Source organism: Clostridium homopropionicum DSM 5847, from assembly GCF_001263795.1.
Lineage (GTDB): Bacteria > Bacillota > Clostridia > Clostridiales > Clostridiaceae > Clostridium_H > Clostridium_H homopropionicum.
Window position 1 is genome coordinate 17,922 of the sequence record NZ_LHUR01000010.1, and the last position, 24,524, is coordinate 42,445.

Below are 24,524 nucleotides of genomic sequence, written 5' to 3' on the forward strand. Positions count from 1 at the left end.
CTATCACTTCCTTTCACTTATTAAATTAAACACTTCTTCCCTTAAAGCCTTAAGCTGTTCCTGCTTTCCTGCTTCGCTCATATTGAGGGGCTCTAGATATCGGTCACCGTTCTCTATAGGGTTCATATTTTCAAGTCTTCTAATATCATTAACAGAAAGCCAACCCCATTGCCTTCCCTGTGCATAGGCTTCATATCTGGATTTAATATCTCCTCGAAGCAGTCCGCTAATATTGAATTCATAATATCTATTTTTTCTTCTTGATTCCTTTGATAATAGCTGTAGATTTAAATTCTCCTCCCACCGTTTAAACCAAGGAAGCATGGTGTAGACTATAAACTCAAGACTTTGGTGTTCAATATTGTTATTAGTGGATCTTGTTAAGTCCTGCACCAAGTGAAGAGGTATTCTAAATATCCTGCACACATCTTCTATTCTGAACCTCTTAGATTCTAAGAACTGTGCATCTGTTAGCTTCATGGTTATTTCTTTAAACTGTCCTCCCCCTTCAAGTATCATAGGAACTCCTGCATTTGAAAGACCTGTGTAATTTTTAGTTATATCCTTTTTAAGTCTTTGAAAAGCTTCATCTCCAAGTTCATTTGGATACTGAAATATTCCACTGGTAGAAGCTCTATTATGATAGAAATTTCTTTCAAATTTATCTTGAGATAGTCCAATATCAATAGTAAGTGCCGCATAACTAAGCGGTGTTATTCCTATATAACCGTCTAAAGTTAATCCTGGAATATGCAGAATTTCATCTCTTGTTTTAGGCTCTGTCTTCCCATCTATAAAATAAAGGAGCTTTCCAGTAGACTTATCTATATCAATCCTTACTCTGTCCCATGATATAGGTCTAAGCTCTAAAAGCTCTCCATGCATATTAAAAACCTTTTGTGCTATAAAGTTTCCACCAAGGTTTATATTTGTCATCCCAAACTCTTTAAATTGAACTGGAGTCATTTCTGCATTTGGTGCATAATGAAGCAAGCCATATTCAACAACGTCTGTAACTTGATGCCTATTTCCTTTATCATCTTTTTCATAAAGCATAATAGGACAGCTTGCCAATGTTTCTGATAAAACTCTATTGCAGGCAAATACTGCAGAAAAACTCATAGCTGTATCTGTATCAATTCTTAAATTGTTATCTGCAGGTACTTCTTCTCCACTTAAAAAGTCCTCAGAATATTTCTGAAGAACCTCAAATAATGCATTTTGTGGAGTCATAAATAATTTCATTCTATCTCTAAATTTCAAAGTATACCCCCCTAATCCAGTAAACTTCTCATACCACGTTTTTCATAGATATTTTCCTTAATTTCTTTTCTAATGGCTCTGTCTAAAGCCATAATAAGTGCAACCACTCCATCTATTTTTTCAGTGGATTTTTCTTTATCAGGCTTTATGTTTCCAGCAGGGTCAGTTCTAACATATACGTTATCCATCATCCAAGATAAAACTGGATGCCCTCCATGAGCTATTTTCTTTTCTAAGGTTATCTTCATAAGCTCTTTAGTTGGTGGACTCATATCTTTATACCCTTGACCAAAAGGAACTACAGTAAAGCCTAAGCCTTCAAGATTTTGAACCATCTGCACGGCTCCCCAGCGGTCAAAAGCTATTTGTTTTATGTTATATTTCTTTCCTAAGTCCTCTATAAAGCTTTCAATAAATCCATAATGAATAACATTTCCCTCTGTAGTTTTAAGAAACCCTTGCTTTGCCCACACATCATAAGGCACATGGTCACGTCTAACTCTAAGCTTTAAGTTTTCTTCTGGTATCCAAAAGAAAGGAAGTACATAATATTTATCATCTGTTGGTGTTGGTGGAAATATTAATACAAAGGCTGTAATATCATTGGTACTTGAAAGGTCAAGTCCACCATAACATTCCCTGCCTTTTAATTTATCTATATCAACAGCAAAAGAGCATTTATCCCATATATCCATAGGCATCCATCTTACTGATTGTTTTACCCACTGATTAAGTCTTAGCTGACGGAATATATTTTCTTCTGCTGGATTTTCCTTTGCACTATTAAAAGCATCTCTGACCTTTTCAATAGGTATGGTATGTCCAAGTGAAGGATTAGCTTTATACCAATTTTCCTCTAAGCTCCAATCATCCTCATCTTTAATTCCATAAATAACAGGATAAAAGGTTGGATCAAATTTTTTACCTCTCAGAATATCATCTGCCTTTTGATGTACTTCATAACATATAGAGTTTCTATCAGTACCTGCTGTAGTAATTAAAAAGAACAGCGGCTGCATTCTAGCATCTCCACTGCCCTTGGTCATAACATCATATAATTCTCTAGTAGGTTGTGCATGAAGCTCGTCAAATATAACTCCATGTACATTAAGTCCATGTTTTGAAAACGCCTCAGAGGATAGCACTTGATAAAAACTTCCTAAAGGCATATATACTAATCTCTTTTGAGATATTATAGGTTTTATCCTTTTCTTAAGTGCAGGGCATTGGTCAACCATATCTACAGCTACATCAAATACTATTGAAGCTTGCTGCCTGTCAGCTGCACAGCCATAAACCTCAGCTCCCCATTCACTATCTGCACAGGTAAGATAAAGTGCTATAGCTGCCGCAATTTCAGATTTACCATTCTTTTTAGGTATTTCAACATAGGCTGTGTTATATTGCCTAAATCCATTATCTTTAACAGTTCCAAATATATCTCTGATTATTTTATCCTGCCAAGGAAGTAAATCAAAAGGAACTCCATGCCATACTCCTTTGGTATGCTTAAGATTGTTTATAAAATTTACAGCTCTTTGAGCTTTTATTTCATCAAACATCACTTCACCACCCTAAGGATATCCTCCATTGGGTCCTCAGAACTTCCCTCTATTGTAGATACTGCTATTCTTGACCTTGCAGCAGGAGTAAGTCCAAACTCTGAGCAAAAGTCCTTCATAATTTTAAGATAAGTCTGAGCGATGGATACTTGAGGAACCTGCTGAATATATCCTGATGGAGTTTTAAAAATAGTGCCATGCTTTGATAAAAACTCTTCTGCTTCCTTCCACCTTGCATAGGCTTGGCAGTAACCTGCAAAAGCTGAGGCATCTACTTGAGTTAAGACACCTATAGCTTCTAGGGTTTTACTCATCCTTCTCCATTCCTTCTTAGCTTCTGTTTCAAGCCAAGTTGGACATTTTGGAGCCTTTTTCTCTGGTTTTGGTTCATTTTGATTAAGTGGTCTTTTCCCTGGATTTCCTTCAAGAACTTTAATTGCTGTAGGCTTTGGTTTTCTTCCTCTCTGTGCCATAGGTATCACCTCCTCTTTTGGCTAACTAAAAAAGAGCCTACAATCGTAGACCCTTAAACTCATTTTGTTTTTCCTTTTATCCCCTTGTAGTTGTAATTTCCTCTTTTAACTTCTTCATATTCAGCTTCTACAGCTTCTTTATAATCACTACGTTTCCTTTCCTTTTCCTTGCAGCTTAAGCAAATGCAATCCTCATTATACATTGACATTATTCTGCCCTCTTTTAAGCTTTCTCCACAGCGATCACAGGTTTTCTGAGTAAAAAATCTATCCATTTATTTCAGCACTTCCTTCCTGTTGTAATTTTCTAAAAGCACAACTGCCTTCAAGATTTGAAAGAAGTGTTTTCCTTATATCTTTATACTTACTTCCATTCATGCCAAGGCGAATGAGCCAAGTTCTGAATGCATATTTAGGGTTATCCTCCTGAGCCTGCTTAAAAGAGGTGTGTTTTAATTTTTGTGCGTTCACATTTATTAAAGATACAAGTTCTATAAATGCATATATTTTTTCATGGCTTAAGATTTCACCTAATAGCTTAAAGGTAAAGGTTCCTTTCTCAAAATCAAAGAATATGCCTTTGCAACCATCAGTTCCAACTTCAGTAATAGCATTTTGAAATTCTTCTAAAGTTTCTGTTCTCTTTAAATTCAAATTCTTTATAAAGGTTTTCTCAATAAAAGGTTCTTTTAATTCTAAGGTTTTAACAATTAACTGCTGTTTACTGTAAAGCATATTTAAAATATTCATTAGTGTTCTTCCTGTATGCTCTCCTAATGGAATTTCTAAATTAAAACTATCAATAGCTGTAGCCTCTATTTTTTCTTCAGAATCCTCTCCCTTTAAAATTTCGTTAAGTTTAACAAACCTACCTTGCGAAGTTATAATGGTTCCTTGCCTATCTATTGTGTAGATTTCCTTTTCCGTTTTAATTTCATAGGCAAAGCTTGGTGCTCCAAGATACTTTGCTTGAGAACCTAAGGCTTCACTTAAAATTTTAACTATTTCTTTTCTATCCATCTTCATTCCTCCCTGTGTTTTGGTAGTTACATATATCACTCTAAACACAGTTAATAGCAAGTACTTTGTATAAATATTTTAAGAAGAAAACAGGCCCTTCAGCCTGCTTCTGTCTAATTTTCAATCGCTGTGTACCTTGGGTAGGTGTAGCCTTCTGAATCTACTAAAATGCTTTTCTTTGTTTTTGTGTTCCTAACCCTTATGCATCTTAGCTCTCCTTTTTCGTTGCAACCACCATCTTCTTTGGTTATCCAAGGCTGGTCTTTGCAGAAGTCTTTTGCAAATTCTTTAAATTCCTCATCTCTTAGTTCAATTTCTTTTGTAACTTCGTAGGCTGTTCCTTTTACTCCATCCTTCTTAGCTTCTTTTGTAAGTTCTTTAAGTTCCTTTAAATTTAAAACCTTTCTTCCAAATAATGCTATCATTCTAAAACCTCCAAGTGTGTTTTTGTTATACTATATATCACTCTAAAACACACATATATCAAGCATTTCATTCACTTTTGGGTAAACTTTTAGCTACTGCAAAAGCAACATTTACAGTTACTGCATTGCCAGCTTGTTTATAAAGCTGAGCATCTGAATTAACAGCTTTAGCTTTTTCAAATAGTTCATCTGGGAAGCCTTGAAGCCTAAAGCATTCTTTAGGAGTTAGTCTGCGAATGCGATAATTACTATCAAGTGTTCCAACAGCACATGAAGTATCTAAAGTACCAGTAATCCCTTTGCCAACTCTACCTCTTCTAGTTGTACTATTAGGGAAATTCAAATATATACTATCACCAATATTTGCTTCTACATAACCTTTTTTAGTGGCATTTTTTATTGCAACTCCATGCCTATCTTGGCTTGTTAAAGTAAACATTGGCTCATCAGCGTTTTTCATTCTTCTGCCATTTTGTCTTTTATCATTTCTCTCTGGTGTAATAACAGGATAAGCTTCAAAAACAGCACTATTCATTGCAGTTCTGTTAACCACTCCTGCTGTATATCTTGAAGTTATACACCTTGAAGTTTCAGTCAGCTGTGGTTTGGTATTCGATTGATCTATAAAATATAATCCTGTTTTAGCACCTAACCCTCCACCATTTGCTGTTAAAGCAGGTGAAATTCCTTCTGAATTATAAACATTTCCACTTGCTCCATTGCCACTTGGGTTAATATTACCGATACAATAAAGACCAGTTTTAGCACCAACTCCTCCTGCACTACTTTGAATAGTACAAGAAACACCCTCAGCATCATATACTCTATATCCTTGACTTCCACCTATAATTTGCTTAAGAGCTGCTGTGTTTTCTCCTGTGATAGGTAATACTTCTCGTCTACCTCTGGTTCTAAGATTTGCAATAATGAACACGCGCTCTCGGTTTTGGGGAACTCCGAAGTCTTTAGAGTTAAGCACCTGCCAGATTGCATCATACCCTGTTTGGTCCAGTTCAGAGAGAACTGTGGCAAAGTCAAATCCATTATTAATTGATAGCAGGTTTTTAACGTTCTCAATAAGTAAGTATGTGGGTTTATCTTTTTCTTCTTTGCCTTTGATGAGGTCAATAATGCTGAAATAAATTCCACTTCTTTTTCCTCTGATTCCTCGCTGTTTTCCTGCCACTGAGATGTCTTGGCATGGGAATCCGAAGCACCAGATATCTGCTCTTGGGATTTCTTCTGGTCTGAGTTTTGTAACATCATCTGCATACCACTCTCCTTCTGTATCATACATAGCTCTATATGATTTAACTGCAAATTTATCTTTTTCACAAAATCCAATACATTTATGACCTGCTAATTCTAAACCTAATCTAAAGCCACCTATTCCAGCACAAAAATCAAGGAAGGTCATATTAATCACAACCTTCCTTTTTGATATCAGCATATTTTATTTTTTCACCATCTCTAATTAAGAAAACTCCATCTTCTCCAACAGCTTCAATGAATCTTTTAACAATAACATCACAATATTTTTCATCAAGTTCTACTGCATAGCATATCCTACCCGTCTGCTCACAGGCAATTAATGTAGAACCACTTCCTGCAAATGGCTCGTAAATAATGCAATTGGTCATACTGCTATTTTGTATTGGATAGGCCATTAAAGGTACTGGCTTCATAGTTGGATGATCGGGACTTTTTTTAGGTCTATCAAAATTCCAAACAGTTGTCTGTTTTCTATCTGAATACCACCTATGTTTTCCTGTTGGTTTCCAACCATAGAGCACTGGCTCATGTTGCCACTGATAATCGCTTCGCCCTAATACTAGGCTCTGTTTTACCCAAATACACACATTTGCTAAATGAAATCCTGCATCCTTAAAAGCTTTTCTAAAGTTAAGTCCTTCAGTATCAGCATGAAAAATATAAGCTCCAGCTCCATCATCTAAAACCTCAAAAGCATTTTTATATGCTGCAAGTAGAAAATCATAAAATTTACTGTCTTCCATATTATCATTTTTTATAACTCTCTCATTTTCTTTGCCTGCTGAGTAATTGACATTATAAGGCGGATCAGTAACACAAAGGTTTGCCTTTTTTCCTTCCATCAGCCTTTCAACATCTGAAAGCTTTGTACTATCACCACAAATAAGTCTATGCTTTCCTAAAAGCCAAATATCTCCTGCTTTAGATATTGGATTTTTAATTTCTTCAAGTACCTTATCTGTATCAAAGTCATCTTCCTTCACATCTTTATCATGAACCTTAGAAAATAGGTCATCTATTTCAGCAGCATCAAAACCTGTAAGCGATACATCAAACATTGATTTATCTAAGTCCTCTAAAAGTTCAGCAAGCTTTGGCATATCCCAATCACCACTTACTTTGTTTAAAGCAATATTTAATGCCTTTTCCTCAGCTTCATCCATTTCAACAACAACACATTCAACCTCTGCTACTCCCTGCTCCTTTAGAATTTTGAATCGTTGATGCCCTCCAACGATATGTCCTGTTTTCTTATTCCAAATTACTGGTTGAACATAGCCAAAGGTTTCAATTGACCTTTTAAGCTTTTCATATTCTGGATCACCCTTTTTTAAATCTTTACGTGGATTATATTTAGCTGGATTTAATTTCTCAACAGCTATTTTTTGAATATCCAATACTTTCACCATCCTTTATAAAAATCAATAAAAATACACCCTAAAAAGCCTATGTTTTAACATAACTTTTTTAAGGTGTAACACTTCTTAAACCTTTTAAATTCAATAGTTGTTTATATTCAACGTTGGTCTTATACCCCGCCCCTAGAATTATGCGATTTTTAGTACGAAGGGGACCGCCCGACGTAGGGTTTTTAGGCTGTAAGGAAATAGTACCCCCTCCCCTGCTAAAAAATTATCAACAGGTTGTCTACAGATTACCAACAAACTCTTGTTTATAACTCTAATAGGAGTAAACTCTTCCTTTCTTTCCCCATCTTCCATCTTCCTTAGCAGTCTTCTTATCATGACAGCACTTGCATAAAGCTTGCCAGTTACTCTCGTCCCAGAACAATCTTTCATCACCTTCATGAGGCTTAATGTGGTCAACCACTTCAGCAGCAGTAACAATACCCTTTCTTTTACATTCCTCACAAAGTGGGTGCTCGAGTAGGAACTGCTTGCGAAGCTTCCTCCACTTGCTTGTGTTATAAAGGTAGCTGTAAGGTCTACAGTTTTTATTGTAGCTTTGATCTATTTCCTTTTGATGTTTTTCACAGTACCTACCTTCTGTAAGCTCTGGACAGTTTGGGTAGCTACAAGGCTTCCTTGGTTTTCTTGGCATAGCTACTGTTCCTCCTAATCTATATTAAAAAGAGATGTAATACAATACTTTCTCCATATGTTATAACTCTTTGTAGCTTTATCTATGCTATAACCTTTAACTATAAGTTTTTTAATAGCAGTAGCTCTTTCTATTTTTTTCATACCTATAAAAAAGGTTATTTAACTGATTTTAGGTTAACATTTTCTCAACCCTCACTATAAAAGAAAGCCACCACAGTTCTACCTGCAATGACTTTGCTTTTTACTATATTTTTACTAACACCATTTTAACATAGGGGCTATGTGAACTCAACTGAACTCAACTGAACTTAGGTGAACTCTTTTTCTTACGAGAACAAAGTACTGCTTTAATAGCTGGAAGAAGTTTTGTTATATTAAGATTTATATTTTCTGTGGAAATCCTTATAACTTCATATCCATCACCTAATTTTTGTGATATAACTTCATCCCTTATAGTCTCCTTCTTATTTTTGTTGTGGTATATAGGACCATCAACTTCCAAGGCCACTTTTAAATCAGGAATAACAAAATCCACTTTATAATCATATACCTTAACTTGGTGATATGCTTTAATTCCCTGTTTTACTAGTTCAAGTGCCACCATTATCTCTTCCGTACTTTGATACCAACTTTTATTATTAAATCCTCTACGTACAAATGTAATTGCTTTTTTATAATCCTTAATATTTGCCACTTTTTCTATTCGCTTTAACGCATTCTGTAGCTTTTTCTCTTTTTTATCTACTGTTGAGTTACCTCTATATTCAAATTCTAATTTAACTAATTCTTTTCGGCAAGAATTACAAATATAGTTCGTGATACGGATATAAGACCAATTAGGTACAGGAGTGCCACAAATCTTACAAGGTGGATAGTACCAATTAAAACCCTTAGAATCTTTTTGAATAGGAATCTTATCTTCAATGGCTTCTTTATGACTCATGTTTAAACACTCCTTCCAAATCTTCTAATGCTTGACCGTGTAATTTATATATCCATCTTGTAGAATAAAACATACACTCTGCAATTCTATCCCACGATAATTTTTCAAAATATCGCTTAATTAAAACTGTTTGATGTTCAGTGTTTTCTATTTTACCTATAAGTTCTAAGAGAAACACTTTTCTCTCCTGTAAAGCTATCTCATCTTCCTTTATTTCTGACTCTATCATAATGGCTTTACAAATAGCCTCTGCCATAGTTGAACCTCCACCATTAGGGTTTCTTGGCATTCCGTTCATCACAGGAGAAGATGAAGTTTCAGCTAGTCTTCGCAATGCCTCAGCTCTTTGTTTCTTTGCATTTATAAAGGCTTCTGTTCTTGAAAGTTGCCTTAAGTATTCTTTTGCCGTCATTTTAAAACCTCCTGCCTAAGTTTTTTAATAAGTGTTTCACCATCTATATCAGTAAGTAATCTGCAATAGTTTGACCGAAAAAAACGTTCAAGTTTCCTTATTTCACTTGTCAGCATTCTATTATGAGGGGAAATTGATAGTTTTTTCAATGCTTTTCTATAATCTTGCACTGCCAATAAAACTATAGCATTAGCAAGTTCTTGATAATTATCAGTCATAATTCACCTCCAATATTAGCCTTTACTGCATCTATTAAATCTGATTGTACTTTTTCTTTTCGTTTTAAAGCTCTCATAATATCCTCATCAATAGTACCCTTAGTAATAATGTGGTGGATAACAACTGTTTCATTTTGTCCCTGCCTCCATAATCTTGCATTGGTTTGCTGATAAAGCTCTAAACTCCAAGTAAGCCCAAACCATATAAGAGTTGAACCTCCAGCTTGAAGGTTTAGTCCATGTCCTGCTGATGCAGGATGTATTACTGCTATTTCTATTTCACCATTATTCCAATCCTTAATATCTTTTGAGGTTTTGATTTCACGAACCTTAAACCTCTTTTTAATTCTTTCTAAATCATGATTAAACCAATAAGCAACAAGTACAGGCTTTCCATTTGCTGATTCTATTAAATCTTCTAGTACATCTAACTTTTTATCGTGTATCTCAAATATCTGCTTGTCCTCACCATACACAGCACCATTTGCCATCTGACAAAGCTTATTTGATAAAGCTGCAGCATTTACTGCATCTATTTCCTCATCTTTAATTGATATCACTAAATCTTGTTTTAAGCTGTTATAGGCTTTTTGTTCTTTTTCAGAAAGTGTTACAACAACCTCATTTATAACGCATTCTGGCATTTTCAAATAATCCGTACTTTTCATAGAAATGGTAATATCCGAAATAAGGCGATAAATTGCATCTTCAGCACCTGCTTTGGGTTTATAGCTAAACACCATCTGCTGATTTCTTTTATCAGGTTCAAATAAGTTATTACGGTAATGGGTTATAAATCTTCCAAGCCTTTCTCCCATATCAAGGATCCTAAACTCTGCCCATAAATCCATTAATCCGTTACTGCTTGGTGTTCCAGTAAGTCCCACAATTCGTTTTACTTTAGGTCTTACTTTTAATAAGCTTTTAAATCTCTTAGCACTATAGGACTTAAACGATGATAGCTCATCAATTACAACCATGTCATAATCAAAAGGAGTACCACTTTCATTTATCAGCCAGTCCACATTTTCACGATTAATAAGATAAATATTTACCTTCTGCATAAGTGCTGCTTTCCTTTGTATTTCACTGCCTACAGCTACTGAATAAGTAAGTCCATTAAGATGATCCCATTTTTTTATTTCTAAAGGCCATGTATCTCTAGCAACTCTAAGTGGTGCAATGACTAAAACCTTTGAAACTTCAAAGCTATCAAGACAAAGGTCAAATATGGCAGTAAGGGTTATAACACTCTTTCCTAAACCCATATCAAGTAGCACTGCTGCTATAGGATTTTCTAAAATGAAATTAGTTGCAAAACTTTGATAGTCATGAGGATTGTATTTCACTTAAAATGCCCCCAATCTGGCTAACATCATCTATGCAGTAAACCAAAAATCCGAGCTTTTCCAGCTGTCTTTTTCTCTTTACTTGCAGTGGTCTCATTTTCTTACCTTTTGCTTTTAATTCAACAAAGGCTACCTTGCCCTTTGGTAAAAGAACCAATCGATCTGGCACTCCATCAAATCCAGGAGATACAAACTTAGGACAAATGCCTCCCATCTTTTTTACTGTTTTAATGAGAACTTGTTCCACACGTTTTTCGGAATATACCACAGCCATAACCTCTCATCTCCATTCACTAAAGTAATAGTTTTAATTCCAAGCTTATCCTTTTCTGCTTTCACTTCATTCTTTGTCATACCTTTTTCATCTGCTTTTTTATAAACTTCTCTATACTCCATAAAATTATCTTGTAAAATATCTTCTAGGATCATATTTACCTCTTCCTTTCCTTTAGCAGACAACTATGACGAATTGACTGAATTTCCTATTACGCGCGATAAGACGTATTTTACTATTAATAGTATATAGTAACCTATAGATAGATTAATTCTTGTCTAACTCGTCATACTTTCCCTAAATGCTTTAATACCAACAGTTATGTTAATGACAATTTAAAAGACTACCAACAGACAAAGCTAACGCTTGTCAAAAATAGATAGCCAAGCTTTGCCGATTATTTAGACAATGTTCTGCTATAACTTCTTTGTTGTCCGTAAATTGAAAAGCTTCTCCTATCACCTTTATGCCATTCTCCAATTTTTCTCATAATAGCAGCAATAGCATAAGAATCTGCTGTTTTCATAGAAGATGCATCCTTGCCAAAACACTCACACCAAATTTCCATGTTGCAGACAAGGTTTCGTTTTACAGTACCTACACGGGTGCCACCTCCAAATTCGCTGCCTCCAAGGAAATTTCTGCGTTCATATAAAGACATTTTGTCCCAATCCTCTGGCAAAAGAGTATCAAGATAAGTACGCACCAAACCTTCACGCTCATCAGTTTCCATGGCATCAGCTTGCTCACCACTGGCAAGAATAGCATCATCACCTTCAAGGTAGAGTTTTTCACCTTTTTCATATAGATAAATAGCCTCTGCCCAAATCTGCTTCACTTCTTCAGTAGTAATTTGCCATGATTTTTTAGCAGAATTGCCGCTGATACGAACTGGCCAAAATCTACGGTTACCTGTAATATCACGCAAAAATCCATTCTCAGCATTAGTAGAACCAACAATAACACACTGTCTTGGATGGTTTTCTACATTAACTCCATAGCTTGCCCTATATTTATCATCTACTCTTGAAATAAAAGATTTAACAATTTCAACATCAGTTTTACGCATTCCAGCAAGTTCCCCTAGTTCTAAGATCCAATATCCCTGCAACTTTTCTGGACCTGACTTATCTTTCATATCTGTGATGGTTAAACTATCCGAAAACCATTCTCCAGCTAGTTTTGAAAAGAAGGTTGACTTACCAATACCCTGTGGGCCATTTAAGATAAGCACACTATCAAATTTTGTTCCTGGATTGTAAATGCGTGCTACTGCTGCCACCATCGTTTTTCTAATTACTGCTTTTGTATATGTGTTATCATCAGCACCGAAATAATCTATAAGAAGATTTTCTACACGGGTTACACCATCCCATTTTGGCAAATTATCAAGATACTCCTTGATGGGATGATACGCTCTTTCCGTAGCAACTGCCAAAACAGCATCTTTTGTTTTAGTAGGAGCATAAACTCCATATTTATTACTTAGATACACCTTTAAAGATGCGTTATCCGAATCATTCCAGCCACACTTTACTTGTTCCCAAGGTAAACCGCCTTTGGCATCTATACCATCACCATGGCAGTTAAAAGCTATATGTTTTAATTCATTATCATTGCGTAAAATCAGCACAATATTATCCAGAGTGTCCTTTACTTTGCCTTGTTTATCAAGTCCTAAAGCTGTCTGCCAATCATCCTCTGAAAATTCCTCCTCTGCCTGAGCTTGTCTTTCTTTTGCAAATTCTGCTTTTACTGCAGTATCCTTAATTGCAAACTCACACATTGCCACATAGGATGGAAGTTTACTTGCCGCTGTATTTGCAGATATCTTATCATCAAGAAAGCCAAACTTATGGATACGTACAAGGTCAAAGGCATTTAAAAGTAGACCACTTGCAGGGTCTGTAGCATGATGGCTATATGCAAATTTATCATCATAAATTATTACGCCTGCACTGCTATCAGCAGGAATATAATCATAGCGGCCTTCCATAGCTGATGGGGCATAAACATCATTTAAGAATTTTTCAATTGCATCACGAACCCCATAAGTACGGCAGAATGTCCCTATAACCCCCTCCTTTAAAAGGGGATCTGCTTGTTCTTTTAAACTTCTTTTTATAATCTCCGATTGACGTGAAGATACTGGCCATGTAGTTGTATCATGCCAGTTATCATATTTAGCAAGGTATAAATCTGGGTCAAGTAAAGCTCCATCATTTTCTTTATATACAAATACACCATTAGAAGAGGTAGATGGCCAGTACATAAGACGTTCTGCCTCATAGGTTGTATCATCAAAAAGGTCAATACCTATTTCTTTTGCTACCATACGAGACACAGCTGCATATTCTTCTTCACTAATTTCACGAGCAAGAGGAATAATTAAGCGAAGTCTTGGATTTTCTGGTGTATGTTTATGAGTTGAATATATGCAGCATTTAAAATCAAAAAGCATTGTAATCTGCTCCCACACATCTGATGTTGCATAATCCATATCTAGTGTTAAAAGTGACCGACAAAGCACATGATTTTTCTTACGTCTCCCCTCTTTTAAATGCCCTCCAACAAAACCACCTACATCTTTAATATCATCCTGCTGTCCTCTCTTTAGCTTGCGATATTCTTCTACGGTTTCTGTTGTTTTTTGAGTAGTCTTTACACGGGAGCAAAAATCCTCCCATGAGATATCAGTGTTCTTCCACTTTTTATCCATACGGCTATTACCGATTGCAATTTTCATAAACTGTCAACCTCCTGTAACTTCTCATTAAAATATCTGATTAACTGTTTGCGTTTCTTTGCCTTTGCAATTTCTTCTGCCATACCCTTTGAAATAATGTCACCAAATACCCATAGTTCATTGCATTTACCAAGCAAAACCATATTCATAAACATAGCTAGTTCCCGCTCCTGTGGAATGTCATCATCCATAAACTGAGGAAATAGCAGGTGAGGAGCAAGAGGAATACAATTTTTCTCCAGTGCAAACCTACAGAAAGCTCGTGCCTTTTTTACATTTATATCAATATCCCCTGAATAAGGAGAACAAATATATACAAGAGGTTTAAAGGCAGAATTTCTTTCTGCCTTCTCCTCTTTAATAACATTAGTAATTGCAGCATAAGGAGTGGGATCATAATAGCCCTCGGAATTAAATTTACTTATGGTCATAGCATTTTTCCTCTCTTACCTTTTTGCTACATTCACTGCAATAAACATTAGTACCGTATAAATCTGCATCACCATTACTAAATATTTCTGAAAGGTCAACATTAACTTCACAGCCACAACCAAGACAGGTGCAGAATACATTTTCATCATTTATTTCAACCACTATTTCCATAGCATCGCTAATTTTTTCTTTAACATAAAACATTGATTTTTCCCCCTTTTATATTTCCTTGTTCTTTAATTTTGTAACGTACCATTCAAGGTAACGCTTACGCTGCTCATAATCAGGTACAGCTACAAGCAAACCTACATCAACTTTTTGTAGGGTTTCAAGCATACTTATTTGCTCATCGCTCAGATATGGTCTAATGCTTTTCCCTTTTTCTATTCCGTTTGCCAGTCTGAACTGCTTTGCTGACATTCCAATTACAATGCGGTTTAGCATATCACACTCATTACTGAAGTGATAAGGTTTAGGATTGTCATGCAGCAGCTTGATGTTTTCCGTTAGTAATGGGAACTCCTTACGCGCAGAAACTAATGTTTTTATAAATTGCTCCATTTCATTAAATCTCTTGATGTATAGTTCCTTAAAACGCATTGCTTTTTGTCCTGTATATCCCATGACTAACATAGTGAACCCATCACGGGTCATGGCATAGGCCTTTTGCTTTCTGTTCCAACCATCTGTATATGAGGTCTGCTCAAAATTGAGCCGAGCAAATTCTTTACTCAATCCAGATTTGGAGTCAGTGATTTTGGCAATGTCACGTAGAACATTTTTATGTTCCTTCTCAAAGAAATCAGCTACAAACAAGCTATCCACTCTTGCGGTGTCCTTTGTGTCAACAAATATTCCATATTGGTCTTTGGGTATCAATTCTTTCATAAGAAAACCTCCTGTAATATAGTCCGAGGATTACTCCTCTGCCTATATGCAAAAAATCTGAAAGAATCGAACCCTCTAAATTGATACCTTCTTAATCTTTTCTATAAAATTCACACTCATAGCCATCAGCATTAAGAATCAGTCCTTTTGCCCATGTTGGTGTTTCACTCATAATCCTGCATACTTCTTCTATAGAAGATTTCGCTACTGGAACTTCAAGAACCACCTCATCATGAACGTGCATAACAATTTCAAATCCATGGGATGCTAATCTAAGCATTGCCTCCGCTAAAATATCACGGCTAATTGCTTGGACAATATTCTCTACAAACTTAGGACCATAACTTTCTATGCGTTCCCACTTTTTAGTGCCGCCAACACCTTCATAGGTAACAGACTCACCACCAAACCTGTTCTCTCCAATAAGTGGTTTTACATATGCAAGTCTTCTGCCGCTTGGCAGCCTAATAAATAGAATTCCGCTTTGATATATAAAATTAATACCTTGGCTTGTTGTTATAGTTCTTTCTTTAATGCTACTTTTAACTGCTTTATCAACATCCCACCATAAACGTACAATATTAGGATTAGACTTCCTCCATGCATTTACTAATGGTTGTAACTCTTCCTCAGTAAGTCCCATCTGAATTGCCCCCATTGCTTTTAATGCACCAACTGACCCTCCATAGCCACAGTTATGAACTAACACATTTGAAACAGTAAATCTGTGATTCTTGCCTGCATTTAATATGTCATAAACTCTAACCTTGCTTGGATTAGTCTCCAGTTCTTTCTCTGTTCTATAACTGCCATTTCTGCTTCTTTTATAATTTCTTCTCTTGTCATGCCATTGGATATCATCCTTGTAACAACACTTCTTGCATAGGGCCAATTTTCTTGTTTGAAATCTGGGATTACTGATATTCTTCTGTTGGCTTGATTTATACTTCTTGGAACAAAACGAATATTGCCCTCTTCGTAATTTCCATTGTTGTCTATCCTGTCCATCTCTAAATCTTGGCGTACATTTTCTACATTTTCCAATATCCATATTCCTGCACTGAGAACTGAGGGAAAATTGAATTTTATACCCCTTCCCCCATATAAATGGTAATTCCTTGCCTTTGGATTCTCGCAACGCTGCTTTGCGGCAGTAAGTCTTTTCTGTAGCCACAAAGGTATATTCCTTTGTTGAGAGCATCTCTGGCAGCCTTTTGATTTTCCAGATTTTAAGCTGTTTAAATTTTGCCACTGTATACTGTGACAACCTGTGCATTGTGTTAGGACATAGCAATGATTCATCTTTGCATTCCATCTCTTCTGTGCACTTATTATTTTCACCCAGCCATATCGCTCTCCTACCATTTCCGGTTTGTATGAGATGTGCTTTGCTGGTGGCAGCTTCTCCAAATTGTATTGGCCTCGATTTCCCTTCGACCCATACAAGATGATCTTTTGTAGCTGTAAGTCCTTCATAGGTTAAAACCTCCTTTTCACCTCTACAAATGACACCGTCATGTTTTACCCAGTCTTCACCATCCCAAAGTTTATGTTTGATTGTAATATCTTGAATTGGAACAAGTCCTTTGTCTGTTAACACAAGACTATCATGTGCTATACAAGCCAGTTCTGCCTGCTTACCTTTCTGCCTTAAATGTCCGTTAATACCATTCTTCTCAACAGGAACATTAAACATCTGTGATGCTGAAGCACAATAGATATCTCCACCATTTGCAAATACATCCATTCTCCACTGCTCCCCTGCAAGCCAAGCTATAACTCTAGCCTCAATTGCTGAAAAGTCCGCTACTATAAACCTACATCCACTCTTTGGTATAAAGGCTGTTCTAATTAATTCTGATAGCACATTTGGAATACTGTCATAGAGTAAATCTAAAGCTATAAAGTTCCCTAACTTCACTAGATCACGAGCCTGCTTTAAATCCCTCAGATGATTTTGAGGCAGGTTTTGTACCTGAATGAGCCTTCCTGAATAGCGCCCTGTTCTATTTGCACCATAAAACTGAATTAACCCTCTGGCTCTGCTATCACTACAAACCGCATTTTCCATTGCTGTATATTTCTTTACACTGCTTTTTGCAAGTTGCTGTCTAATTGAAAGTGCCTCATGTATTTCTCCATCTGCATTCACAAGAAGCTCTGATACTACTGCCTTGGAGAGAGAATCTGTTTCCATACCCTGCTCAAGAAGCCAATCCTTTAATTGTGCAGGAGAGTTAGGATTTTCAAGACCGGTTATTTCCTTTGCCTTCTCCATATTTTCTATTTTGAATTTCTCATCACAGGAAATTGCTTGCTTTACAAAATCCATATCAAGATTAATACCACGGTCATTGATTATTTGGTCCAAGTGGTAATTTTGCCACTCAGTCTTTGACACAGGAAATTTGGATAATTTATTTTGTATTGCCATTTCTGATTCCACATCACGTTTGTTATAAGAGATAAACATTTCCCATTTTTCTATGTCATGGTGTGGCAAATTACGAGTACGGCCACCATTAGTTTTTGTTGGAGAGCAAGGAATGCAAAAATATTTAATTAGATTTTTACCTTCTGACAGTTTCTGCTTTTCAAGACCTAGTACAGCTCCAACACCCTCAAGGGATAATGGTAGGCCTAAAGTTGCTGCCCAAATCATAGTGCAATGCCAGGACTTTGGAGAAAGATAAGTCCCAGTTGGTAAACCAATCCATTTTGATAAGCAGATTCTTTCAAACTGTGTGTTAAATGCCCATTTAATTACCGAATCATCTGTAAGTGCCGATATAATTTCCTGCGGAATTTTCTCACCTCTAGCAAGGTCAACCACCTGAACTTCTCCTCCATCTACCGAATATCCAAATAGCAATATTTCAAAATCCTCGCTCTCGGCATATCGATAAACTCCAGACTTTTGAAGATTTACACTGGAAAAGGTCTCAATATCTATTGAGATTGATTTCATATAAATACCATCCTTTCAAAAGCAAACAAGGCAGCAGAAGAATATCCTCCACCACCTTGTACTGTAGTTATTTAGTTCTTAAGCCAAGAAGTCATCATCTTCCACAGTTGTAAAGTCATCAGCTGCATTTGTTCTTCCACCTAAAGGCTCGCCATCCTTAATCTTTTGAATATTACCAAGTCCACAAGCAACACCCTTGTTGCCATTACTATTAAAAGCATAGAAGTTTAAAGACACCCTTGCATAGCAGCCGCTATATACTTCATTACGGTCAAGTATAGGTTTTACAGCCTTATCTACAATTTGAGGTGCAGTTGTACTATTGGCATTTATAAAATAATGTCCTTTGTATGCTTCATCTTCACGCTCAACATCACCATCTCTTAAAGGTAGTTTAATAGCTGCCTTATTTGGCTTTTTACCACCAAACTTTGCAATACCCTCTTCAATTGCTGCATCTATTGCGGCATTAATAGCATTTATAGTTTCTGTATCCGTCTTTGGGATAAGTACTGATACAGAATATTTCTCAGTACCTCCATTAATTGAAACTGGCTCCCAGCCGTGAAAATAGCTTAAACGAGTATTTACCCCTGTGATAACCTTAGTTCTGTTTACATTTGCCATAATTTTATTCCTCCTCAATTTCATTAAATTCATTTTTTGCATTTGACATATTCATTGCCACTCTTTTATCCGAAATTGGAACCAGTGTCGGCTTTCCCGGTGGTTTATAGATGAGGTCACCTAAGATTTCCTCAAATTGCTTTTTACCCATAAGTTTTTGCATTTCTGTAATTGTAATAAGGCTCTGGTGATAGATATCTTTATAACCATTTGCTTTAGCTGCCTTTACTACAGCATCTTCATCTTTATACTTGCGAATAGAACGTCCCTCTACTATCTTAAAACCTCTCCACTCTTTCCCATGATTAATAGCAGCATCCGTGGCATAAGCCAATATTTCATTTGCCCACTTAGTTAAGTCTGGTAGCTTGTGAAGAATTTCTTCTATCTCCATATCCGTTAAAAGTGGTGGCAGTTTAAATTCAGACTGTGCTAATTTCAACTTTTCTTCTGCTCTTGCACGACATTTTACTGATGCTTTGCAAAAACAACACCACTCTCCTGGAATATATTCCCCTTCACCGTTAATTGCCATTTGAGCCTTTGGCTTTAATTCATTCTCTGCCCAGTCCTTTAGTTCTTGTATTGGAATTGTCCATGTACTGATATTCTCCCTGCGTGGTTGAAATATGGTCATGGATACTTCCTTAATGTCATAAAGGCTATCATAAATTTCCAAAGCACCTAATGCATACAGTTTCATTTGAGGATTGCCTGCTGCATCAACTAAAACTCCCATACCATATTTAAAATCAATAATATGAAGTTTTTCATCAGCAATAATAATGCAGTCTCCTGTCCCAAAACCCTGTGGCACATAGCAAGAGAAATCTAGTTTCTGTTCTATAAGTACCAGTGGATCCTTGCAGGTTTGCTTTGCTATCTCTAACTGCTCCATTACAAAATCCACATAATTATCTGTATACTCTTCCATCTCATCAGAATCATAATTTGATATAGGTCTTTTACTCCTAAGCCTAAGAGCCTTTCGAAGTTTATGCTCACAAAGGGCGTGAGCGGCACTACCTTCAGCAACTACAGCAGTTTCCTTATTTTCAAATTCAAGTTCCAATATTGCCGATGGTAGGCAATTTAGCCATCTATGCGCCCCAGACGCAGAAAGTATCGCATGACTACCCATCTATAAGTCCCTCCGCATCTTTCAAAATAGCAGCATAATGCTTAGGCTCAATCTCACTTAGCTTGGTTGCTCCGTATTTTTGAATAATTTCACGCACCTTGGCCGTCATTCCAGCTTGGCTCTTTTCTGCTAGAACTGCCCTTACATCCTCCAGCTTGACTTCCTTAACCTCTGGCTTTGCTGGTCTCTTTTCTTCTGTTTCTTTTGCAGGAGCAGGTTTCTTATCTGCATCTGTAGGTTCATTTTCTACCATTGCATCACAAACAGCCTGTATACTATCTGCCAAAGAACGCATATCTGAAACTACATCGAGTAACAACTTAATCTTACTCACGGCTTTCACCTCTTTTAACTTCACGTATTTCCACAGTTTCAACCGAATCTCCAGGTGTAAGAACAAGTACATTTACTTTTTCTCCGAAAAGAAAATCTAATAATCTTTTGCGGATTTGCCTTGTACCACTCTCAATAATAGGGTTATGGTTGCCACTTGGATGTGCAATGTTGATACATACCTTATGTTTTAAACTCATAGGTTTCTCTCCTTTCTGAGGGTTTTTATTTACCCCTCTGTCCATATGCAAAAATCTTAATGAAATCGAACCTTCTTTTTTTAACTTTATTTAGGGGGATTTGCTCCCCCATTTTTAGATTTTTTTGCTAAGATTCTCATAAATCTTTTTAAGACGCTTTCTAATAGCAGCTTCCGTTACTCTTTCTTCTGCAGCTATAGAAACATTAGTGCGCTTTTCATAGAATACTTTTTTTATTAATTCCTTCTGCTGAGGCTTTAGAGTTTCAATCGCTGCTCTAAGCCTGTCTATCTTTTCCTCATACTCAGTTTCTTCAATAGACTTAATAATTCTTTCCAATGGATTAGAAGCATTATCAGTAAGATATGCATTACGGTCAGCTGCATCCTCTTCATTTTTGTCATGGTAAGCATCCATATGCACTGGCACATGGTACTTCTCACGTCTACCCGCATTGTATTCTTCATCATCAAAGCTATGTAGAGTGGCAATTATAGCATCTGTAACTCCATTCTCATTTGGTATAATTTTTATTGCCTGTCCATCAGCTGAGTAATAAATGTAATTGGTTCTGTTCTTTTTACTTGTTTTGTAATTTCTTAACATAAAAATACCCCTTTCTCATGCGAGAAAAGGGCATAACATTCAGCCAAAAAACTCGCCGTTTTTTTTAAACGGGAGCCTTTCGGCTACTCCTGGTTAGTGGTACACTATTAAACTAAATGAAATGGCTTCATAGGACATTTACCTCTGATAACTGAAATTTTGTTTAGTTGCTCCTGTGCGAGCAAGAAATTTGTTTAAACACCATGTAAAATGCCATTCTCTTCCTCCAGGAATTGACATGTACCAGTCATTATGTTATTGTGATTTTGTATAAATTGCTCTGAATTGTAATTAATTTAGTGGATATAAAAGCCACATCAGAGCCTCTAATAATAGTTTATAGATTTAGGATTTGAGGATAAATTGTATTGACTTTGGAGTTCATTTGTTAGGACTTTGAAGTTCATTTGAAGTAAATGTAAGGAGGCAATCAATGAAAAGATTATGTTTTGGAACTTACGCCTCAGTGCTTCGTTCGTGCATTCCAAAAAAGAAAACAAAACTTGTAACACCGCAGAAAAAATTCATTGGTATTGTTTTGATGTCACTCAATAGAGCATATGATATTACGGATAACGGATATATGACCACTCGTTTAGTTTCCTGCAATAACAGCTTGCCAGCAGATATAACGGAGAAGGCACAGGATGCTAACGTGAAGGTAGTAGCTGAATACTTCAAAAAGAAGGTAATTCCGATTTTAGACCCTAATAAAACAAAACTAGCTGTCCTCGCTATCCGCGATATAATAGCTTCCGATACCACAATAGATGGAGACACAGTTGTTGACTTAGTTAGCGACATAACCAAAAGCACCCTGCTTACTCAAAATGAGTTTGTATTAGAGGAATTCTTAGCTGGAGTATTCCTCTATACAGCAAGAGCTGTTGATAATACTGTAGGCAAGGATTTTGCAAAGGCTATAAACGATGGTTACGTAACAGGGTTTGATGGGGATAAGGATAAAATCAAGTTTGTCGATCATCTTTCAGAGGATATCCACATTCCCCTAAATATGGCTATCTTTACAGATCCACAACCTGTTGTTTCATCAAATTCCCTTAATCAACAGGTTGAAGAGTTAAATGAGATAATGCGAAACATAGCTGATGCTCTTGGCAAAAACCCTGTGAGACAAGCAACACATGAGGATTGGAATGAATTTTACTTTGCCTTAAAGGAAACTGTCCGATTGGGTAGGTCACAAAGCGAAGCCACTGGGGAATTAAAAACCTTTATAGACAACATCACGATTCTATTTAAAGATTGGGAAGAAGTAATGAGAAGGCGCAGTTTAAACATGCCTTTCAATAACACTAGCGAAGTGTTTAACAGAATAGTGAATGAAGTATACTATTATTTAACATTTAGTGAATATGCGGTAACTTCAGCTACACAAACACCAGTGAAAAAAATGAAACCCAATTTTTCTACGTATCTTCAAAATGCAAAAAGCAAATACAGCACGATTAAAACGCTGCTTTATAATGACCATCCTAAGCCATTTTATGACTTTTACGTTTGTAACAATATTGAACGCCGCATACCTGTTCCTGGAAAGTTTGGTACATCATATAAGCTATCCACAATCCAGAACGTAACAGTAAAATCACTTTCGGAATGCTCTCGCTTTGTAATCCTTGCTGGAACAGGTGGACTTGGTAAGTCAATGATGATGCGCCATTTATTATTAAACTCGGTGGAGAATTACGAGGAAATGCTAACCATTCCTGTTTTTATACCCCTAAAGGACTTTGATGAGACGGTTGATAGCTTGTTTGAATATGCATTTTCAAAAGTCACAAGTCTTTGCGGTGAAATCACAGAAGAGCAATTTGAAGATATTCTGAATAAAGGCAAATGTTTATTACTATTTGATGGGTTAGATGAAATCGGATCAGCTTATGCAAAGCGGTTTGAACGTGAGTTAGAAGTGTTTACAGACAAGTATCCTGAAAATTGTTTTGTTATATCTTCACGCCCCTATCAATCATTTATCTCTTATTCACGTTTTACGGTTTTGCAATTAAAGCCATTTTCAAAGATACAGGCTTTGAAGCTGATTGATAATTTAGAATTCAGACCTGATGAGCCTATTATTAAAGATAAATTTCGCAACGAATTGAACAACAACCTATATCGTACACACAGCACCTTCATAGAAAATCCTCTGCTGTTAACCATTATGCTATTAACTTTTGAGCAATATGCAGAAGTGCCATCAAAGATGCATGTATTTTATAGGGAGGCATTTGCTGCCCTGGCTGTAAAGCACGATGCAAGCAAAGGTGCATATAAACGCACACTAAAAACCGGATTGACCGCTGATAAATTTGCCGATTATTTTGCTGAACTCTGTTCACGCTCTTATTATGATGAGAAATTTGAATTAACCGAAGATGAGTTTGCGAAGTATTACAATTCATTAAAAGAACGGGAAAAAGCTAATGATAGGATAACCACTGCAAGCGATTATCTGTATGATCTTTGCTCTAATATGTGCCTTATGTACTTTGAAAGCGGAAAGTATCACTTCACCCACCGCTCATTTCAGGAATATTTTTGTGCCTTATATTTTTCAAAGCAAAAGGACAAGAACCTCAAAAGCATTGGAGATTTTTTTGAAAATCGACACAGTCGTATGTATGGAGACAAGACTTTCAACATGCTGTATGATATGATTCCTGATAAGGTGGAGGAGTACATCTTCATTCCATTTTTAACCAGACTTTATGAGTTATGCGATAATGAGGAGGGATACTGGACATTCCTCGAAACGATGTATCCTAGTCTGAGTTATGAAATTGGTGAAACCAATGAATTTGTATTGAATTCCCCAAAATCATACCTTTTCGATTTTATTAAACAGCTTAATGGAATATTGTCTGTCAATTGCAATGATTTCCCACACTACGACTCGTTGGTTAGGACTGAATATGTTTATGTTTTTGACGAGGATGAGAGTCAAACATTAGTTGATGCTGATGATGTAAACTGGGAATATAAGGATGAATATGGGACACCAGATCCTGTAGGCTGGGTATATGAGTTTGATGTTGAGGCTATACGTGAAGAACCAGAGGAATATAAAGAGTTGTTAGATTGCCTTGACAATGACGAATTCGTCTTGAAAGAGGAATATGTGAAGATAAGGCAGTACCTAGAAAAACTGCAAGCGAAGCAAAGACCTACTGGTGACAGCCTATTTGACTTGTTTTAACGTAAGTTCGATGAAATTTCATATGATAAACTTTGAAAAATCAATATTTTAATAATGCAATGTGATTTCAAGGAGTTTTACATAAATAT

At 36.3% G+C, this 24,524-nt stretch carries 26 protein-coding genes; 1 reads left to right on the forward strand and 25 read right to left on the reverse strand.

Going from position 1 to position 24,524, the window contains the following annotated elements; translation table 11 throughout:
• Positions 1 to 3 precede the first annotated feature (3 nt).
• The 25 genes from CLHOM_RS01375 to CLHOM_RS01495 all read right to left on the reverse strand — a co-directional run bounded on the left by CLHOM_RS01375 (position 4) and on the right by CLHOM_RS01495 (position 21,215).
• Positions 4 to 1,263 carry a phage portal protein gene (locus CLHOM_RS01375; protein WP_052219889.1) on the reverse strand — a complete coding sequence of 420 codons (1,260 nt, stop codon included), beginning with the start codon at positions 1,261 to 1,263 and terminating at the stop codon, positions 4 to 6.
• Between the two features lie 11 nt (positions 1,264 to 1,274).
• A complete protein-coding gene (locus CLHOM_RS01380) occupies positions 1,275 to 2,825 on the reverse strand; it encodes a terminase large subunit (RefSeq protein ID WP_052219890.1) in 1,551 nt (516 codons plus the stop codon).
• Entirely contained in the window at positions 2,825 to 3,298 is a 474-nt protein-coding gene (locus CLHOM_RS01385; RefSeq protein ID WP_052219891.1) for a phage terminase small subunit P27 family, read from the reverse strand. The genes CLHOM_RS01380 and CLHOM_RS01385 overlap by 1 nt, the downstream gene beginning before the upstream one ends.
• Positions 3,299 to 3,357: 59 nt before the next feature.
• Entirely contained in the window at positions 3,358 to 3,573 is a 216-nt protein-coding gene (locus tag CLHOM_RS01390) for a hypothetical protein (RefSeq protein ID WP_052219892.1), read from the reverse strand.
• Complete coding sequence (locus tag CLHOM_RS01395; RefSeq protein ID WP_052219893.1) at positions 3,566 to 4,318, reverse strand: hypothetical protein; 753 nt, start codon at positions 4,316 to 4,318, stop codon at positions 3,566 to 3,568. Before CLHOM_RS01395 ends, CLHOM_RS01390 begins: the two co-directional genes overlap by 8 nt.
• 113 nt (positions 4,319 to 4,431) lie before the next feature.
• Positions 4,432 to 4,743: a DUF6329 domain-containing protein gene (locus CLHOM_RS01400; protein ID WP_011838226.1), complete on the reverse strand. Its 312-nt coding sequence runs from the start codon at positions 4,741 to 4,743 to the stop codon at positions 4,432 to 4,434.
• 67 nt (positions 4,744 to 4,810) lie between these two features.
• Positions 4,811 to 6,169, reverse strand: coding sequence for a DNA cytosine methyltransferase (locus CLHOM_RS01405; RefSeq protein ID WP_052220039.1), 1,359 nt, complete (start codon positions 6,167 to 6,169; stop codon positions 4,811 to 4,813).
• Positions 6,162 to 7,412 (reverse strand): site-specific DNA-methyltransferase, encoded by a 1,251-nt coding sequence (locus CLHOM_RS01410; protein WP_052219894.1) that lies wholly within the window; start codon positions 7,410 to 7,412, stop codon positions 6,162 to 6,164. Before CLHOM_RS01410 ends, CLHOM_RS01405 begins: the two co-directional genes overlap by 8 nt.
• A gap of 283 nt (positions 7,413 to 7,695) precedes the next feature.
• A complete protein-coding gene (locus CLHOM_RS01415; protein WP_052219895.1) occupies positions 7,696 to 8,076 on the reverse strand; it encodes an HNH endonuclease in 381 nt (126 codons plus the stop codon).
• A gap of 300 nt (positions 8,077 to 8,376) precedes the next feature.
• Complete coding sequence (locus CLHOM_RS01420) at positions 8,377 to 9,021, reverse strand: endonuclease domain-containing protein (RefSeq protein ID WP_052219896.1); 645 nt, start codon at positions 9,019 to 9,021, stop codon at positions 8,377 to 8,379.
• Positions 9,011 to 9,433, reverse strand: a complete 423-nt coding sequence (locus tag CLHOM_RS01425; protein ID WP_052219897.1) for a DUF1492 domain-containing protein — start codon at positions 9,431 to 9,433, stop codon at positions 9,011 to 9,013. The genes CLHOM_RS01420 and CLHOM_RS01425 overlap by 11 nt, the downstream gene beginning before the upstream one ends.
• A complete protein-coding gene (locus CLHOM_RS01430) occupies positions 9,430 to 9,651 on the reverse strand; it encodes a hypothetical protein (protein ID WP_052219898.1) in 222 nt (73 codons plus the stop codon). The genes CLHOM_RS01425 and CLHOM_RS01430 overlap by 4 nt, the downstream gene beginning before the upstream one ends.
• Positions 9,648 to 11,000 (reverse strand): DEAD/DEAH box helicase, encoded by a 1,353-nt coding sequence (locus tag CLHOM_RS01435; RefSeq protein ID WP_052219899.1) that lies wholly within the window; start codon positions 10,998 to 11,000, stop codon positions 9,648 to 9,650. Before CLHOM_RS01435 ends, CLHOM_RS01430 begins: the two co-directional genes overlap by 4 nt.
• Positions 10,981 to 11,274: a VRR-NUC domain-containing protein gene (locus CLHOM_RS01440; protein WP_052219900.1), complete on the reverse strand. Its 294-nt coding sequence runs from the start codon at positions 11,272 to 11,274 to the stop codon at positions 10,981 to 10,983. The genes CLHOM_RS01435 and CLHOM_RS01440 overlap by 20 nt, the downstream gene beginning before the upstream one ends.
• Positions 11,220 to 11,429, reverse strand: coding sequence for a hypothetical protein (locus CLHOM_RS01445; RefSeq protein WP_052219901.1), 210 nt, complete (start codon positions 11,427 to 11,429; stop codon positions 11,220 to 11,222). The genes CLHOM_RS01440 and CLHOM_RS01445 overlap by 55 nt, the downstream gene beginning before the upstream one ends.
• A 242-nt stretch (positions 11,430 to 11,671) precedes the next feature.
• Positions 11,672 to 14,020, reverse strand: a complete 2,349-nt coding sequence (locus CLHOM_RS01450; RefSeq protein WP_052219902.1) for a virulence-associated E family protein — start codon at positions 14,018 to 14,020, stop codon at positions 11,672 to 11,674.
• Positions 14,017 to 14,451 (reverse strand): DUF7768 domain-containing protein, encoded by a 435-nt coding sequence (locus CLHOM_RS01455; RefSeq protein WP_052219903.1) that lies wholly within the window; start codon positions 14,449 to 14,451, stop codon positions 14,017 to 14,019. Before CLHOM_RS01455 ends, CLHOM_RS01450 begins: the two co-directional genes overlap by 4 nt.
• On the reverse strand, positions 14,438 to 14,656 hold the full coding sequence (locus CLHOM_RS01460; protein ID WP_052219904.1) for a hypothetical protein: 219 nt from the start codon (positions 14,654 to 14,656) through the stop codon (positions 14,438 to 14,440). The genes CLHOM_RS01455 and CLHOM_RS01460 overlap by 14 nt, the downstream gene beginning before the upstream one ends.
• Before the next feature lie 15 nt (positions 14,657 to 14,671).
• A complete protein-coding gene (locus CLHOM_RS01465) occupies positions 14,672 to 15,340 on the reverse strand; it encodes a Rha family transcriptional regulator (protein WP_052219905.1) in 669 nt (222 codons plus the stop codon).
• A 91-nt stretch (positions 15,341 to 15,431) separates the two neighbouring features.
• On the reverse strand, positions 15,432 to 18,308 hold the full coding sequence (locus CLHOM_RS01470; protein ID WP_052219906.1) for a DNA polymerase: 2,877 nt from the start codon (positions 18,306 to 18,308) through the stop codon (positions 15,432 to 15,434).
• Between the two features lie 78 nt (positions 18,309 to 18,386).
• Entirely contained in the window at positions 18,387 to 18,935 is a 549-nt protein-coding gene (locus CLHOM_RS01475; protein WP_052219907.1) for a DUF2815 family protein, read from the reverse strand.
• A 4-nt stretch (positions 18,936 to 18,939) separates the two neighbouring features.
• The gene (locus tag CLHOM_RS01480; RefSeq protein WP_052219908.1) at positions 18,940 to 20,076 is read right to left on the reverse strand and encodes a DUF2800 domain-containing protein; all 1,137 of its coding nucleotides are present in this window, start codon (positions 20,074 to 20,076) and stop codon (positions 18,940 to 18,942) included.
• Complete coding sequence (locus CLHOM_RS01485; protein ID WP_052219909.1) at positions 20,069 to 20,410, reverse strand: hypothetical protein; 342 nt, start codon at positions 20,408 to 20,410, stop codon at positions 20,069 to 20,071. The genes CLHOM_RS01480 and CLHOM_RS01485 overlap by 8 nt, the downstream gene beginning before the upstream one ends.
• On the reverse strand, positions 20,403 to 20,609 hold the full coding sequence (locus CLHOM_RS01490) for a hypothetical protein (protein WP_052219910.1): 207 nt from the start codon (positions 20,607 to 20,609) through the stop codon (positions 20,403 to 20,405). Before CLHOM_RS01490 ends, CLHOM_RS01485 begins: the two co-directional genes overlap by 8 nt.
• Positions 20,610 to 20,723: 114 nt before the next feature.
• The gene (locus tag CLHOM_RS01495; RefSeq protein WP_052219911.1) at positions 20,724 to 21,215 is read right to left on the reverse strand and encodes a sigma-70 family RNA polymerase sigma factor; all 492 of its coding nucleotides are present in this window, start codon (positions 21,213 to 21,215) and stop codon (positions 20,724 to 20,726) included.
• Between the two features lie 433 nt (positions 21,216 to 21,648).
• On the opposite strand from CLHOM_RS01495, the gene CLHOM_RS01500 reads away from it, so the two are divergent.
• The gene (locus CLHOM_RS01500) at positions 21,649 to 24,435 is read left to right on the forward strand and encodes an NACHT domain-containing protein (protein WP_052219912.1); all 2,787 of its coding nucleotides are present in this window, start codon (positions 21,649 to 21,651) and stop codon (positions 24,433 to 24,435) included.
• Positions 24,436 to 24,524 lie beyond the last annotated feature (89 nt).

Excerpts from the sequence above, each read along its gene's own strand:
- CLHOM_RS01440 (WP_052219900.1), bottom strand. The coding sequence starts at position 11,274 with ATGGCTGTGGTATATTCCGAAAAACGTGTGGAACAAGTTCTCATTAAA.
- CLHOM_RS01420 (WP_052219896.1), bottom strand. The coding sequence starts at position 9,021 with ATGAGTCATAAAGAAGCCATTGAAGATAAGATTCCTATTCAAAAAGAT.
- CLHOM_RS01475 (WP_052219907.1), bottom strand. The coding sequence starts at position 18,935 with ATGGCAAATGTAAACAGAACTAAGGTTATCACAGGGGTAAATACTCGT.
- CLHOM_RS01490 (WP_052219910.1), bottom strand. The coding sequence starts at position 20,609 with ATGAGTTTAAAACATAAGGTATGTATCAACATTGCACATCCAAGTGGC.
- CLHOM_RS01430 (WP_052219898.1), bottom strand. The coding sequence starts at position 9,651 with ATGACTGATAATTATCAAGAACTTGCTAATGCTATAGTTTTATTGGCA.
- CLHOM_RS01380 (WP_052219890.1), bottom strand. The coding sequence starts at position 2,825 with ATGTTTGATGAAATAAAAGCTCAAAGAGCTGTAAATTTTATAAACAAT.
- CLHOM_RS01415 (WP_052219895.1), bottom strand. The coding sequence starts at position 8,076 with ATGCCAAGAAAACCAAGGAAGCCTTGTAGCTACCCAAACTGTCCAGAG.
- CLHOM_RS01395 (WP_052219893.1), bottom strand. The coding sequence starts at position 4,318 with ATGGATAGAAAAGAAATAGTTAAAATTTTAAGTGAAGCCTTAGGTTCT.
- CLHOM_RS01385 (WP_052219891.1), bottom strand. The coding sequence starts at position 3,298 with ATGGCACAGAGAGGAAGAAAACCAAAGCCTACAGCAATTAAAGTTCTT.
- CLHOM_RS01480 (WP_052219908.1), bottom strand. The coding sequence starts at position 20,076 with ATGGGTAGTCATGCGATACTTTCTGCGTCTGGGGCGCATAGATGGCTA.
- CLHOM_RS01495 (WP_052219911.1), bottom strand. The coding sequence starts at position 21,215 with ATGTTAAGAAATTACAAAACAAGTAAAAAGAACAGAACCAATTACATT.
- CLHOM_RS01500 (WP_052219912.1), top strand. The coding sequence starts at position 21,649 with ATGAAAAGATTATGTTTTGGAACTTACGCCTCAGTGCTTCGTTCGTGC.
- CLHOM_RS01455 (WP_052219903.1), bottom strand. The coding sequence starts at position 14,451 with ATGACCATAAGTAAATTTAATTCCGAGGGCTATTATGATCCCACTCCT.
- CLHOM_RS01450 (WP_052219902.1), bottom strand. The coding sequence starts at position 14,020 with ATGAAAATTGCAATCGGTAATAGCCGTATGGATAAAAAGTGGAAGAAC.
- CLHOM_RS01465 (WP_052219905.1), bottom strand. The coding sequence starts at position 15,340 with ATGAAAGAATTGATACCCAAAGACCAATATGGAATATTTGTTGACACA.
- CLHOM_RS01390 (WP_052219892.1), bottom strand. The coding sequence starts at position 3,573 with ATGGATAGATTTTTTACTCAGAAAACCTGTGATCGCTGTGGAGAAAGC.
- CLHOM_RS01460 (WP_052219904.1), bottom strand. The coding sequence starts at position 14,656 with ATGTTTTATGTTAAAGAAAAAATTAGCGATGCTATGGAAATAGTGGTT.
- CLHOM_RS01470 (WP_052219906.1), bottom strand. The coding sequence starts at position 18,308 with ATGAAATCAATCTCAATAGATATTGAGACCTTTTCCAGTGTAAATCTT.
- CLHOM_RS01400 (WP_011838226.1), bottom strand. The coding sequence starts at position 4,743 with ATGATAGCATTATTTGGAAGAAAGGTTTTAAATTTAAAGGAACTTAAA.
- CLHOM_RS01425 (WP_052219897.1), bottom strand. The coding sequence starts at position 9,433 with ATGACGGCAAAAGAATACTTAAGGCAACTTTCAAGAACAGAAGCCTTT.
- CLHOM_RS01445 (WP_052219901.1), bottom strand. The coding sequence starts at position 11,429 with ATGATCCTAGAAGATATTTTACAAGATAATTTTATGGAGTATAGAGAA.